Raw genomic sequence first — 12,763 nt, 5'->3', positions numbered from 1 at the left:
ACATCAAGCGCCATTCTCATATCCACCTGGTCCACGGCCGATGTTCCGCGGAGGCGTCCCGGACGCCCACCCCTAAGTGGCAGACTGCTTACATGACGACGCACAAGAACCTGCTCGGCGGCCCGGATCCGACCTACCTGCCGGAGAACGAAGAGGCGTACCGCCTGCTGGGCGAGGAGTCCCAGCCCCCGGTCGAGGTCGCGGCGCACCACCCCACGTTCTCGCTCGCCTGGGCGATGCTCGCCGACGACGCCTTCGAGGCGGGGCGAGTTGTCGAGTCCTACGCCTACGCACGCACCGGCTATCACCGCGGTCTGGACTCGCTGCGCCGGGCCGGGTGGAAGGGGCATGGCCCCATCCCTTGGGACCACCGGGCCAATCGCGGGTTCCTGCGCTGCCTCGCCGCCCTCGCTCGTGCCGCGGGCGAGATCAACGAGAAGGACGAGACGGAGCGTTGCTGGCAGTTCCTCAAGGACAGCAGTGCCGAGGCGTACACGGAGCTGAAGCGGTAGTCACCGCAGTTGAACCGCAAGTGCCGCCGTCACTCAGAAGTGACGGCGGCACGGAATACAGAAACTGAACGATTACATGTAGCACTCTTCTCCCGGGGGACGGGGCCATGGCCCTTCCAGCCGTTGCGGCGCAGGGAGTCCAGGCCGCGGTGGGTGGGGTTTCGTCGGCGGGTGTCCGGCCGGGTTGAAAGGCGCCTCATGGCTCGGGGAGCAGCGTGATCGGGCGGGTGCGGGTCGTGGGTGGTTGCTCACGCAGTTCCCCGCGCCCCTTTCGGGGCTCCGCTAGTCCTTCGCCGCCTCGCCCCGTTGCTCCCCCTCCAGTGGCGGAGCCGTCACGCAGCCGTGTGTGCGGCATTCGGGGTGGTGGCAGTCGGGGGCGGGGCGGCGGACGGTGGTGTAGGAGAGGACCGAGGCGACCAGGAGGGCTGCCGCGCAGACGAGCATGGCCGTGTCGAAGGCGTCGTCGAACTGGGTGGGCGAACGGTAGGCCTCCGGGCCCATGCCCGCGATGAGCGGGAGCGCGGCCACCGCCAGGAGGCCCGCCGCCCGGGCGGCGGCGTTGTTGATGCCGCTGGCCAGACCGGCGTGGTCGGTGGAGACCGAGGCGAGGACGGTGGCGGTCAGGGGGGCCACGAGGGCGACCATGCCGAGACCCATGACGAGGAGGGCGGGCAGGACGTCGGTGGGGTACGAGGCGTCGGGGCCCACGCGGAGCATCAGCAGGACACCCGCCGCGCACAGCAGGGGGCCGACGGTGAGGGGGATGCGGGGGCCGATGCGTTCGCCGAGGGCGCCCGCGCGGGCGGAGAGGAGCAGCATCAGGACGGTGATGGGCAGGAGGGCCGTACCCGCGCCGAGGGCGGAGTAGCCGGAGACCACCTGCAGCTGGAGGGCGGCGAGGAAGAAGAAGCCGCTGAAGGCCGCGTACACGAACAGCGTGACGATGTTGACCGCCGTGAACTGGCGGGACGCGAAGATCTCCGGCGGCATCATCGGGTCGGGGCGGTGGCGTTCGACGTGGACGAAGGCCACGGCCGTCACCACGCCTGCGACGGCCGTGACCACGACCGCGACCGTGCCCGCTCTGGCCTCGACCAGCGCGTACGTGATGAACGCGAGGGAGGCGGCGCCGAGCGTGGCGCCGAGGACGTCGAAGCCCCGCTCGTGGCCGCGGCCTCCCCCACGCGCGGCTTCGACCGGCCGGGAGGTGCCCCCGGCCGATTCCGGTACGTGGCGGAGGGCGATCGGGACGCAGAGGAGGGCGAGGGGGACGTTCAGGAGGAAGACCCAGCGCCAGCCCGGGCCGTCCACCAGCCAGCCGCCGAGGAACGGGCCGACGGCCGCGCCGATGCCGCCGAAACCCGACCACAGGCCTACGGCCTTCGCTCGGTCGTCGGGGTGGAACGACGCCTGGATGAGGGCGAGGGAGCCGGGGGTGAGGAGTGCGCCGCCGACGCCCTGGAGGGCTCGGGCGGCGATCAGCACGCCGCCGGTCGGGGCGATGCCGCACAGGAGGGAGGCCGCGGCGAACCACACCACACCCACGACGAACACCTTGCGGCGGCCGAAACGGTCGCCCAACGCGCCGCCGAGGAGGATCAGGCCCGCGAGGGTAAGCGTGTACGCGTTGACGATCCACTGGAGGCTCGCGAGGTCGGCGTCCAGGTCCAGGCCGATGCGGGGCAGGGCGACGTTCACGACCGTCGAGTCCAGCAAGGCCATGCTGGAGCCGAGCACCGTGGTCAGCAGGATCCACTTGCCCTGGGAGGAGGCCATGCGTACGTCGGCCATGGAGGGATCATCCCGTGCGGAGGGCGATTGGGCCAGATGTGCGGGGGCACTTACCACCGTGAGGGCCGGTGGCATCACCCTGCGGCGCGAGGCGGCCCGCGTGCCGCCGGCGTCCGGCTGGGACCGTGCCCCGAAACACGGCTGCCCGCAGCCGCTGGTGCGGCTGCGGGCAGGTGTGGGCGGTGCGGCCGCCGCGTACCGCTTCCGCTTACTTGATCTTCGTGCCCGCGGAGCGCAGGTTGCCGCAGGCCTCGACGACGCGGGCGGCCATGGAGGCCTCCGCGAGCTTGCCCCAGGTGCGGGGGTCGTAGGTCTTCTTGTTGCCGACCTCGCCGTCGATCTTCAGGACGCCGTCGTAGTTCTGGAACATGTGGGCCGCGACCGGACGCGTGAACGCGTACTGGGTGTCGGTGTCGATGTTCATCTTGACGACGCCGTTCTCCAGGGCGGTGCGGATCTCCTCCTCGGTGGAGCCGGAGCCGCCGTGGAAGACGAAGTCGAAGGGGGACTCCTTGCCGAAGCGGGAGGCCACGCCCTCGTTCAGCTCCTTGAGGAGGTCGGGGCGCAGGACGACGTTGCCCGGCTTGTACACACCGTGGACGTTGCCGAAGGACGCGGCGAGGAGGTACCGGCCCTTCTCGCCCAGGCCCAGCGCCTCGGCCGTGCGGATCGCGTCGTCGACCGTCGTGTAGAGGGAGTCGTTGATCTCGTGGGAGACGCCGTCCTCCTCGCCACCGGTCGGGGTGATCTCGACCTCAAGGATGATCTTCGCGGCGGCGGCGCGGGCGAGGAGCTCCTGGGCGATGGAGAGGTTGTCGGCGAGGGTCTCCGCCGAGCCGTCCCACATGTGGGACTGGAACAGGGGGTTCTCGCCGCGCGCGACCCGCTCCTCGGACACCGCGAGCAGCGGACGTACGTAGCCGTCCAGCTTGTCCTTCGGGCAGTGGTCCGTGTGCAGGGCGACCGTGACGGGGTACTTCTCGGCCACGATGTGCGCGAACTCGGCCAGGGCGACGGAGCCCGTCACCATGTCCTTGCTGTACTGGCCGCCCAGGAACTCGGCGCCGCCGGTCGAGATCTGGACGATGCCGTCGCTCTCCGCCTCCGCGAAGCCCCGCAGCGCGGCGTGCAGCGTCTGGGTCGAGGTCACATTGATGGCCGGGTAGGCGAACTTGCCTGCCTTCGCCCGGTCGAGCATCTCGTTGTAGACCTCGGGGGTTGCGATGGGCATGGTCCGCTCCTTGTATGTGCGGGTGGCGTTGTGCTTACGAGCCCTGACCTAGGGTTGCGACATCATCGTCGGCCCCATCCTTCCAGACGGGACCCGATGCTCCGGCCAGGGTGTCCAGAACTGTTCGGTAACCCCTGACCTTGGTGTTCGCCGGTGTTTCTACCGGTTCTTCCTACCGGTTCTTCCTACCGTCGGACGAGCCTCGGTCCTCAGTCGAGGCCCAGCTCGTCCTTCGAGAACGCGAAGAGGTACGGGACCCCGGCGCCCTGCTCGATCTTCTCGGCGGCGCCGGTCGCCCGGTCGACGATGGTGGCGACGGCGACGACCTCCGCGCCGGCCTCGCGCACGGCCTCGACGGCGGTCAGCGGGGAGCCGCCGGTGGTGGAGGTGTCCTCGACGACGAGGACCCGGCGGCCGGCGATGTCCGGCCCCTCGACGCGGCGCTGCAGGCCGTGCGCCTTGGCCGCCTTGCGGACGACGAACGCGTCCAGCCTGCGGCCCCGGGCGGCGGCCGCGTGCAGCATCGCGCCGGCCACGGGGTCGGCGCCCATCGTGAGACCGCCGACCGCGTCGAAGTCGAGGTCGGCGGTCAGGTCGAGCAGCACCTGACCGACCAGCGGGGCGGCCTCGCCGTCGAGGGTGACGCGGCGCAGGTCGACGTAGTAGTCCGCCTCCAGACCCGACGACAGGGTCACCTTGCCGTGCACCACGGCCTTGTCCTTGATCTGCCGCAGCAGAGATCCACGTACGTCCACGTCAGTCATGGCAGCCAGCTTAAGGGGGCCCTTATGTCCGCTTACAGGCTGTCCGCCTCCGGGCGCCGCCAGATCCCTCTCCGGGCGCCGCCAGGTCGCTCTACAGGCGCCGCCAGGTCCATGTGGTCGTGGCTTCGAGGGGGTCGATGGGGGTGACGAGGCGGGGGTGGGTGTTGAGGGCGTTGGGCGGCCCGGTCTGGGGTTCGACACACACGGCCTCCGCCTGTTCGTCGTAGATCACGACCCATTGCTCTCGGGAGGCGACCTTCAGTTCCAGCCGCTCCGGCCAGGTGAGGGTGACGTCGACGCCGTCGGGCATGCCGAAGCAGTCGTCCCAGGGGCCGGGCCCGGGGTCGAGGCGCTTGCCGGTGGGGAGGTGGTCCGCGCCGCGCTCCTCCTGCCACGCGGGCGTGAAGTCGATCCGTACGTCCTCGCCGCCGCCGGCCAGGTTCCGGTTGAACCAGGGGTGCCAGCCGATCTGCGCCGGGAAGGAGGAGTCGTACGCCTCCACGGACATGGTGAGGGTGAGGGCGTCCGGGCTGAGGGTGGCCACCTGGGTGACGCGGCCGGGGTAGGGCCAGGGCTCGACGAGGTCGTACGTGAGGACGGCCTCGGTGTCGCCGTGGCTCGCGACGCGCCAGGCACCCTCGCGGGTCGTGCCGTGGATGGCGTGGGGCGGGGCGTTGAGAGGCATCTGCTGCACGCTGCCGCCGTCGCGGAACCGTCCGTCCCTGATCCGTCCGCACCAGGGCACCATCGGGAAGCACCCGAACCGCTCGCCCTGACGCAGCAGTTCGACCCCACCGACCCGCAGCCCCGCCACCCGGCCACCGTTCCCCGGCGCCAGCACGACCTCCGCGTCACCCGCGGCCAACGTGATCTCTTCGCTACTCACCCCTCGACCCTACTGGGCCCACGACTCGGGCAGTTGCCGGACCGCGCCTCGCCCGACGGGGCCGCCCGGCGGCGGGCGACGCCGACGAAGAGGGCCAGGGCGAAAACCCACCGGCCACACCGCAGATGCAGATACAGACAGATGCAGACGCAGACGACGGGGGCGGGGGCGGTTTCCTTCGCCCCGCGGGCCACGACGTCAGCGGCGTTTGCGCAGAGCGCGGCTCACGACGATGGCGGAGGCGACGGCGAGGGCCGCCGCCGGGGCCGCCCAGCGGAGGGTGGCGCGCGCGGAGACGGTTTCGGGGGCCGGGACCGGGGCGTAGCGGCCGCGGGGCGGGGCGTGGTCGACCTCCTCCGCGCTGCGGCCGATCATCGTCCGCCGCGCATGCGCGGCCTCCGCCGGCGGCTCACCCCCGGCGACGAAGTCCCCCTCGGTGAAGGGGTCCAGCGCGGACGGCGGAACGTCGGCGTCGAAGACGGAGGCCGCGGCTTCGTCCCCCGCGCCTTGCTCGTCAACCGCTTCCGCGGCTTCCTCGGCTTCCGTGGCGTCCGCGGCGTCCGCGGCGTCCGTGGCTTCTGCCGCTCCACCCGTGTCAGCCCCACCCTCGGCTTCGCCACCCTCGGCTGCCGCGCTCTCCGCTGCGGCACTCTCTGCTTCGGGAGTGGGACTTGGCTCGGGAGCGGGTTCTGACTCGGTCTCGGTCGCCGTCCCCAGGTTCTCCGCGAACTTGCCCAGCAGTCGCGTCACCGCCGAGGACACCGAGTCGGCCGGGAGTTCGGTGATACGGCCATCGGCGGTGGCCGTGGCGGTGTAGGTGAGGGTGGTGCCCTCAAGGGCCGGGCTGAGGCGGAGGGTGAGGGCGAGTTCTACGGTGCCGGTGCCTCGGACCTCGGCGGCGTCGCCCTCCACGGCGTAGGAGCCGTCGTCCCGGGCGGTGATCCGGAGGGTGCCGCGGTAGGTGATGGTGTGGCCGGCGACCCGTACCTTCAGGCGGCCGGCGACGGGTGGGGTGCCCGCGTCCTGCTGGAGCCCGGGGACCGCTCGGGCCACCCGCTCGGGGTCGGACAGCGCCTCCCGGAGGCGGCCGACGGGAACCGGAACGAACACCTCATGCTCCATGGAATCCGAGCCTACCCAGGTGGCACCGCACCGCACCCGTACATACGCGTTATTGCTCGTATTCCGCCCCACGCGGCCCCATCCGCCCCCGCGGCCTCATCCGCCCCACGCGGCCCTGTCCGCCCCACGCGGCCCTGTCCGCCCCACGCGGCCCTGTCCGCCCCACGCGGCGCCATCCGCGCCACCCCGACCCAGTGCGCGCCACCGACCCCATGCGCGCCACCCGACCCATGCGTCACCCTCGGCCGCAGTCAGCTCAACCGGCCACACACGACTCACCCGACGTACCTCGGGTGCACCAGCGTCGACGGTGGCAGGTCCCGTACGCGGTCGGCGGCGTCGAGTCGCGCGGCCCCGGTGCCGAGGGCCGGCGGTGGGCGTCGGCCGCCCTCGGGCCGGGTCGCCAGGACGAAGCCCCAGTCGTGGGGGGACCGGGAGGTGTGGGCCGTACGGTCGGGGCCCGTGACGAAGCCGGGGTCGGCGGCGGTGACACGGTAGGGCGTGGTGCGCAGGCCGGTGGCACGGACGGTGGCGTCGACCGTCCAGAACACGTGCCGACGGGACGACACCGGGCCCGCGTGCACGACCATGCGGCCGTCGGGGGCGAGGACCTCGCGGGCCAGGCCGTAGAACTCCTGCGAGTAGAGCTTGGTGCTCGCCGTGATCTCGGGGTCGGGGAGGTCCGAGATCACGACGTCGTACCTCTGGGTCGGGCGGACGCCGCGCAGCCAGGCGAAGGAGTCCTCGGTGAAGACGCGGACGCGGTCGTCGTCGTAGGCGTGGCCGTTGAGGGCGGAGAGGGCCGGGTCCGTGCGGGCCAGACGCACCACGCCCGGGTCGAGTTCGACGATGTCCACCTGCCGTACGTCCTCGTGGCGGAGCACTTCGCGGGCGGCGAGGCCGTCACCGCCGCCGAGGACGAGGACGCGGGCGTGCGGGCCGGCGTGCAGGGCGGGGTGGACGAGGGCCCGGTGGTAACGGTGTTCGTCACGGCCGCTGATGCGCAGCCGGCCGTCGAGGAAGAGGGAGAGCGGACGGCCGTCCCGGCCGCCGGTGAGGACGACCTCCTGGACGCCGGTCCGCAGCGCCACCCGTACGTCCTTGCCGTACACCGCGCGCCTGGCGGCGCGTTCGAAGTCGTCCACGTGTACGGCGGCGGTGGCGAGGAGGCCGAGGACGACGAGGTTGGTGACCAGCAGCAGCCAGCGGGCGCGGCGGGTCAGGTCGCGGCGGAACAGGCCGAGGACGAGGGCGCCGCCGACGAGGGCGTTGACCGTGCCGGTGAGCAGGGCGCCGGTCAGCTGGCCGAGCCAGGGCAGGAGGAGGAAGGGGAAAGCTAGGCCTCCGACCAGCGCGCCCACGTAGTCGGCCGCGAACAGGTCGGCGACCGCGCCGGCCGCGTCCTGGCGGCGGATGCGCTGGATCAGCTCCAACAGCAGCGGGACCTCGGCGCCGATGAGCAGGCCGATGGCCAGGGAGAACGCGACGAGGAGGTAGCGGGAGCCGCTCGCCCACATGCCGCCCCAGTCGCCGGTCCAGGCGAACGCCGCGTACAGCGCGAGGGCGCTGCAGCCGCCGACGAGGGCGAGGGCGGCCTCGATGGCGCCGAAGCCGAGGGCCGCGCGGGGGCGCAGGCCTTTGGCGGCGAGGGAGCCGATGCCCATGGCGAAGACCATGACCGAGAGGACCACGGAGGCCTGGGTGACGGAGTCACCGATCAAGTACGCGGCGAGGGCGACGAGTTCGAGTTCGTACACGAGTCCGCAGGCCGCGCAGACGAAGACACCGGCGAGGACGAGGAAGCGGCCGATTCCCGGGCGGACCGGCAGCCACGCCTGGGCGCCCGGGCCGCCGTGGCCGCGCCAGGGGGGTGGGGCGCCGGGGGGTGCGGGGGCGTGCGGCTCGATCACTCCAGGCACGCTACCGTCACGGTCGCGCTGCGCTGGGTCACCCACACGGGTGGTCTGCGACGCTTCGCCGGGTGCCTAATAGCTCGGGGGTTCGGGTGCGTTGGTGGGTGCGGGTGCGCGGGGAACCGCGCGACCAGTCAGTCCCACCCACCCCGTCGCTCCCGTCGCTCCCGTCGCTCCCGTCGCACCCGTCGCACCCGTCGCACCCGTCGCTCACAGCGTCACCGACACTCTGACCCCCACCCTCGTTCTTGTGGCCACCAGTTGGCCGTCCTGGGGATACGCGTGCCACGTACGCCAGTGCACCTGCCCCTCGTGGCGCTGCGCGAGCATCGCCGTGAAGGCGTAGGGACTGCCGGGGAAGACGCCCGCCAGACCGTGGGGGTGGTCGGAGACGAGGGCCAGGAGCTCCTGGGCGCGGCCGGCGAAGGAACCCGGTGACAGGACCTCGACGCGGGCGGCGAATTCGTACTCCCAGTCGCCCGCACGTTTGGCCACGCCGAGCGGGAGGGGCGTGCTGGATCCCGGGATGCACGCGACCGTCTCCGAACAGTGGCTGCCCTGCTCCTCCTCCAGGAGTACCTGGTGGGACGCGCCGAGCAGCCGCAACTGCAGCTTCGCGCCGGTGAGTTCGAGGTCGAGCGTGGCGAGGGCGGGCAGCGGTTCGCGCCCCAGGGCCCAGGCGAGGTCTGCCGCGCGCGTGTCGGTGTAGGCGGTGTTCAGGGTCGTGAGCATGGGTCGGCTCCGCAGCGACGCAAAGAGAAGAGGAGTGGGTCCGGCGCACCCCGGTCGGCACCGGGATCGTGGCCCGGTCAGCCAGGTCGGGTGAGGACGACGTCCCCGTCGGTCCGGTCAGCCGTGTCAGGCCTGCCGGGAGGGACGTCCGGGGGCTGCGTCGGCGATTTATAGGGAATCATGAACTGTGGCGCCACCACAGCGTTTTTACCCAACTTGACGTGCTTTCCATCCCCCCGAGGGCTGCCCAGCTCAACTGTTCAACCGGGCGTACGCCCCGTCGGCCGACGTGCTCCCCGCGCGCTCGCCGAGCCGGGCGTGCAAACCCCGGGGAGCGCCCACCGGACAACCGGGCCCACCCGGCGTACTCAGGCGTGAATCAGAAGTCGCCTCCGTGCGCCGCCCGGGCGTGGAGCGGGTGCGGGGCGGGTGCGGGGCGGGTGCGGGTGCGGGTGCGGGGCGAGCATGTCCTCTTGGGCGCCTGCCCGGTCCGAGCGGCCCTGCACACGCGAGCGCCCGCCGGGAGTTCGTCCCGGCGGGCGCTCGTGTCGTGGAGCTCAGCTGCCCCGTGTCAGCTGCCTCCACCGCATCCGCCCCCGCCTCCGCAGGAGGACCCGCCACCACAGGACGAGCCGCTGCTGCTGCCGCACGACGACGAGCTGCTGCCGCAGGACGAGCCGCCACCCCCGGACGACGAACCCCGGTCGTCGTTCGACGAGGAGTGCGACGAACCGCTGTCGCCGACGCCCGCGGCCCCCAGCACCCACCAGCTGTTGTCGGAGCCGCTGTTGTCGGAGCTGCTGCCGCCCCGGCTGCTCCGGTACGCGTTGCCGCCGCGGCCGGACGACCGACGCCGTCGTGCCGCGTTCCCCCTGCTGCGGTTGTTGACGGCCACCATGGTCAACGTCCCCACAAAGATCACCGCCAGGATGATGCCGATCACCGCGATCGCGTTCATGGCGCCACCCTCCCCTCTTTCTCCTGAGTCCCCCGAAGCGGCCCCCCGTGGGCGCCTCGCTCACTTGCGTGTGGCGGGGATGCCCCGCCGGTGACCGCTCAAAGCCGAGTTGAGCAAGTCCAGAGCTTGTCGTACGCGTGACGAATCCGGAGCCTGCGCGTGCGCGGTCAGCCGCTGCTGCCGCAGGAGGAGGACGAACCACCTCCGCAGGACGAGCCGCCGCCGCTGCCGCCGCCGCACGACGAGGAGTCGCCGTGTCCGTGGCTGTCGCCCTCACCGTCGGGCCACGGCGCCCGCGCGGCGTTCGCCCACCAGCTGTCGTGCCGCCGAGGCGTACGGGGCGGGCCCAGGCCGGGCCCGTCGCCGATGCCGCCCCACTTGATCACCACGACGATGGGCACCACCAGCGACGCCACCACCACCACGAGGGCGACGAACAGCAGGACGCCGAGCGTGAGGAGTGCCACGGTCATCGGTCAGTCCCCTCCGCCGCCGCCACCGCAGCCACCGCCGCAGGAGGACCCGCCTCCGCAGGACGAGCCGCTCCCGCACGACGACCCCCCGGACGAGCCACCGCCGTCCGCCCACCAGCTGCGGCGCCGTCCGCGCCGCCTGGAGCTCCTGACGGCTCCGACGACGATGGCCAGACCGATGGCCACGAGTACCAGGATGAAGCCGACGTCCGCCATGGCCCACCCTCCCCTCTTCCTTGCTTGTGTCCCCCGAAGCGCCCCCGTGGGTGCCTCGCTCACATGTCGCGGGGATCCCCCCGCCGCCGACCGCTCCAAGCCGAGTCGGTCGGGTCCAGAGCTTCGTCGCGTCAGCTGCCGCCGCCACCGCCGCAGCCGCCTCCGCCGCCACCGCAGGAGGAGGAGCCGCCGCACGACGAGCCACCCCCGCAGGACGACGAACCGCCGCTCCCGTGGGACGACCCGCCGCCCGCCCACCAGCTGTGCGAGCGCCGACGGCCCACCCCCGAGTGACGGCCGAGCGCCGACACGACACCGACCAGGACGACGACGCCCATGAAGACGAAGAAGACCTCCATCTCGGCACCTGCCTTTCGTTCCCCCCTTGCAGGCCCCCCGTGGGCCGTGCGTGACGTGGGGATGCCCTCGCGCCTCACCGGTCAAAGCCGAGTTGAGGAAGTCCAGAGGTTCGGCGCAGGATGACGGCCATGACCTCCAGCGCAAGCCCCGCCCGCACCCCTCGCCCTCCGCTCAACCGGCGGCTCGCCGAGTTCGGGACGACGATCTTCGCCGAGATGTCGGCGCTCGCCCTGCGGACCGGGGCGATCAACCTGGGGCAGGGCTTCCCGGACACCGACGGCCCCGAGGAGATCCGCGAGGCCGCCGTACGGGCGCTGCGTGACGGCCTGGGCAACCAGTACCCGCCGGGGCCGGGCGTCCCGGAGCTGCGCACCGCGATCGTCGACCACCAGCGGCGGCGGTACGGGCTGTCCTTCGACCCGGACACGGAGGTGCTGGTCACGGCGGGCGCCACGGAGGCCATCGCGGCCGCGCTGCTGGGGCTGCTGGAGCCCGGCGACGAGGTGGTCGCCCTGGAGCCGTACTACGACTCGTACGCGGCCTGTATCGCGATGGCGGGCGGGACGCGCGTACCGGTGACGCTGCGGCCGTCCGAGGGAACCCGCGACGGAGTCGCGGATCGGCGCTTCCGGCTGGACCTCGACGAGCTGCGGGCCGCCGTCACCGACCGGACGCGGCTGCTGCTGATCAACACCCCGCACAACCCGACCGGCACGGTCCTCACCCGTGAGGAGCTGACGGCGATCGCCGAGCTGGCCGTCGAGCGGGATCTGCTGGTGGTCACGGACGAGGTGTACGAACACCTCGTCTTCGACGACGCCGAGCACCTGCCGCTCGCGACCTTCCCGGGGATGCGGGAGCGGACCGTCACCATCGGGTCCGCGGGCAAGACGTTCTCCTTCACGGGCTGGAAGGTGGGCTGGGTGACCGGTACCCAGGAACTCGTGACCGCCGTCCGGACGGCCAAGCAGTACCTGACCTACGTCAGCGCGGGCCCGTTCCAGTACGCGGTCGCCGAGGCGCTGCGCCTGCCGGACACGTACTTCGACGGCTTCCGCGCCGATCTCCAGCGCAAGCGCGACCTGCTCGGCGACGGCCTGCGCGCGGCCGGGTTCAAGGTCTACCAACCCCAGGGCACGTACTTCATCACCACCGACATCACCCCCCTCGGCGAGAAGGACGCCCACGCCTTCTGCCGCGCCCTCCCCGAACGCTGCGGCGTCGTCGCCATCCCCAACTCCGTCTTCTACGACGACCCCGACGCCGGCCGCAGCCAGGTCCGCTTCACCTTCTGCAAGAAGGACGACGTCCTCGCCGAAGCCACCAGCCGCCTGCAACGATTGGCGTCCTGAACTCGCGCTCCTCCCTCGCGAGTGAGGTCGAGGCGAGATCATCACCGGCGTGGGTGCCGGGTGGTCTGCACTCGATCGAGTGCAGAGCGGCCGATCAACCTCGGCAGCGGACAGCGCCCCATGGCGTCGCCCCAGTGAAGTACAGCTATGTCCACCCGCGCATGGCGGAAGACCGATGAGTTCGGCCTCGCCGCCCGGTCTGACCGTCTGGCTGGTCGACCACACACCGCGTGGAGAGGTAGTTGTCTCATGAGCAAGGTGGAACGTCACCATGTCGCTCGACGGCTTCATGGCTGGTCCGGACATCAGCGCCGAGCACCCCATGGGCCGGGGTGGTCTTCGTCTGCACCATCGCCGGCCAGCTGCAGCACCTCACGCACGGGTCCACGACGCAACGCCGCAAACAACGCCACTCCGTCCTGCGCGTGGAGCGCGCCACGCAGGGCCCGCAGC

Annotated in this window: 12 protein-coding genes and 1 pseudogene; 2 read left to right on the top strand and 11 right to left on the bottom strand. The window is 72.1% G+C overall.

Annotation, left to right across the window (positions count from 1 at the left end):
* Nucleotides 1-92: 92 nt before the first annotated feature.
* A complete protein-coding gene (locus OG202_RS27175; RefSeq protein WP_326579737.1) occupies nt 93-512 on the top strand; it encodes a DUF3151 domain-containing protein in 420 nt (139 codons plus the stop codon).
* Nucleotides 513-601: 89 nt separating this feature from the next.
* On the opposite strand, the pseudogene OG202_RS46585 reads toward OG202_RS27175, so the two are convergent.
* The 11 genes and pseudogenes from OG202_RS46585 to OG202_RS27120 all read right to left on the bottom strand — a co-directional run.
* A pseudogene (locus tag OG202_RS46585) lies at nt 602-676 on the bottom strand (DUF3151 family protein); the annotation flags it as partial.
* Between the two features lie 118 nt (nt 677-794).
* Complete coding sequence (locus tag OG202_RS27165) at nt 795-2,303, bottom strand: MFS transporter (protein ID WP_328223744.1); 1,509 nt, start codon at nt 2,301-2,303, stop codon at nt 795-797.
* 208 nt (nt 2,304-2,511) lie between these two features.
* Nucleotides 2,512-3,534 (bottom strand): class II fructose-bisphosphate aldolase, encoded by a 1,023-nt coding sequence (gene fbaA, locus OG202_RS27160; RefSeq protein WP_326579742.1) that lies wholly within the window; start codon nt 3,532-3,534, stop codon nt 2,512-2,514.
* A 209-nt stretch (nt 3,535-3,743) separates the two neighbouring features.
* Entirely contained in the window at nt 3,744-4,298 is a 555-nt protein-coding gene (gene pyrE / locus OG202_RS27155; protein WP_326579744.1) for an orotate phosphoribosyltransferase, read from the bottom strand.
* Nucleotides 4,299-4,389: 91 nt separating this feature from the next.
* Nucleotides 4,390-5,184 carry an aldose epimerase family protein gene (locus OG202_RS27150; RefSeq protein ID WP_327728472.1) on the bottom strand — a complete coding sequence of 265 codons (795 nt, stop codon included), beginning with the start codon at nt 5,182-5,184 and terminating at the stop codon, nt 4,390-4,392.
* Between the two features lie 198 nt (nt 5,185-5,382).
* A complete protein-coding gene (locus OG202_RS27145) occupies nt 5,383-6,306 on the bottom strand; it encodes an SRPBCC family protein (protein ID WP_327728473.1) in 924 nt (307 codons plus the stop codon).
* Nucleotides 6,307-6,581: 275 nt separating this feature from the next.
* Nucleotides 6,582-8,216: a polyamine aminopropyltransferase gene (locus tag OG202_RS27140; RefSeq protein WP_328223743.1), complete on the bottom strand. Its 1,635-nt coding sequence runs from the start codon at nt 8,214-8,216 to the stop codon at nt 6,582-6,584.
* Nucleotides 8,217-8,429: 213 nt separating this feature from the next.
* Nucleotides 8,430-8,951 (bottom strand): DUF2617 family protein, encoded by a 522-nt coding sequence (locus OG202_RS27135; protein ID WP_326579752.1) that lies wholly within the window; start codon nt 8,949-8,951, stop codon nt 8,430-8,432.
* A 571-nt stretch (nt 8,952-9,522) separates the two neighbouring features.
* The gene (locus tag OG202_RS27130; RefSeq protein ID WP_327728475.1) at nt 9,523-9,909 is read right to left on the bottom strand and encodes a hypothetical protein; all 387 of its coding nucleotides are present in this window, start codon (nt 9,907-9,909) and stop codon (nt 9,523-9,525) included.
* Nucleotides 9,910-10,076: 167 nt separating this feature from the next.
* Complete coding sequence (locus OG202_RS27125) at nt 10,077-10,382, bottom strand: hypothetical protein (protein WP_327728476.1); 306 nt, start codon at nt 10,380-10,382, stop codon at nt 10,077-10,079.
* Between the two features lie 347 nt (nt 10,383-10,729).
* Nucleotides 10,730-10,957, bottom strand: a complete 228-nt coding sequence (locus OG202_RS27120; protein ID WP_328223742.1) for a hypothetical protein — start codon at nt 10,955-10,957, stop codon at nt 10,730-10,732.
* Between the two features lie 120 nt (nt 10,958-11,077).
* Between OG202_RS27120 and OG202_RS27115 the strand changes: the two genes are divergently transcribed.
* On the top strand, nt 11,078-12,310 hold the full coding sequence (locus OG202_RS27115) for a pyridoxal phosphate-dependent aminotransferase (RefSeq protein ID WP_328223741.1): 1,233 nt from the start codon (nt 11,078-11,080) through the stop codon (nt 12,308-12,310).
* Nucleotides 12,311-12,763 lie beyond the last annotated feature (453 nt).

The sequence above is a fragment of the Streptomyces sp. NBC_00310 genome (assembly GCF_036208085.1).
GTDB lineage: Bacteria > Actinomycetota > Actinomycetes > Streptomycetales > Streptomycetaceae > Streptomyces.
The sequence above is the reverse complement of the archived record's forward strand: the minus strand, read 5'-3'. Positions and strand labels throughout refer to the sequence as shown.

Coding starts and splice junctions, on each gene's coding strand:
- pyrE (WP_326579744.1), bottom strand. CDS start 4,298: ATGACTGACGTGGACGTACGTGGATCTCTGCTGCGGCAGATCAAGGAC.
- OG202_RS27120 (WP_328223742.1), bottom strand. CDS start 10,957: ATGGAGGTCTTCTTCGTCTTCATGGGCGTCGTCGTCCTGGTCGGTGTC.
- OG202_RS27145 (WP_327728473.1), bottom strand. CDS start 6,306: ATGGAGCATGAGGTGTTCGTTCCGGTTCCCGTCGGCCGCCTCCGGGAG.
- OG202_RS27125 (WP_327728476.1), bottom strand. CDS start 10,382: ATGACCGTGGCACTCCTCACGCTCGGCGTCCTGCTGTTCGTCGCCCTC.
- fbaA (WP_326579742.1), bottom strand. CDS start 3,534: ATGCCCATCGCAACCCCCGAGGTCTACAACGAGATGCTCGACCGGGCG.
- OG202_RS27130 (WP_327728475.1), bottom strand. CDS start 9,909: ATGAACGCGATCGCGGTGATCGGCATCATCCTGGCGGTGATCTTTGTG.
- OG202_RS27175 (WP_326579737.1), top strand. CDS start 93: ATGACGACGCACAAGAACCTGCTCGGCGGCCCGGATCCGACCTACCTG.
- OG202_RS27135 (WP_326579752.1), bottom strand. CDS start 8,951: ATGCTCACGACCCTGAACACCGCCTACACCGACACGCGCGCGGCAGAC.
- OG202_RS27115 (WP_328223741.1), top strand. CDS start 11,078: ATGACGGCCATGACCTCCAGCGCAAGCCCCGCCCGCACCCCTCGCCCT.
- OG202_RS27165 (WP_328223744.1), bottom strand. CDS start 2,303: ATGGCCGACGTACGCATGGCCTCCTCCCAGGGCAAGTGGATCCTGCTG.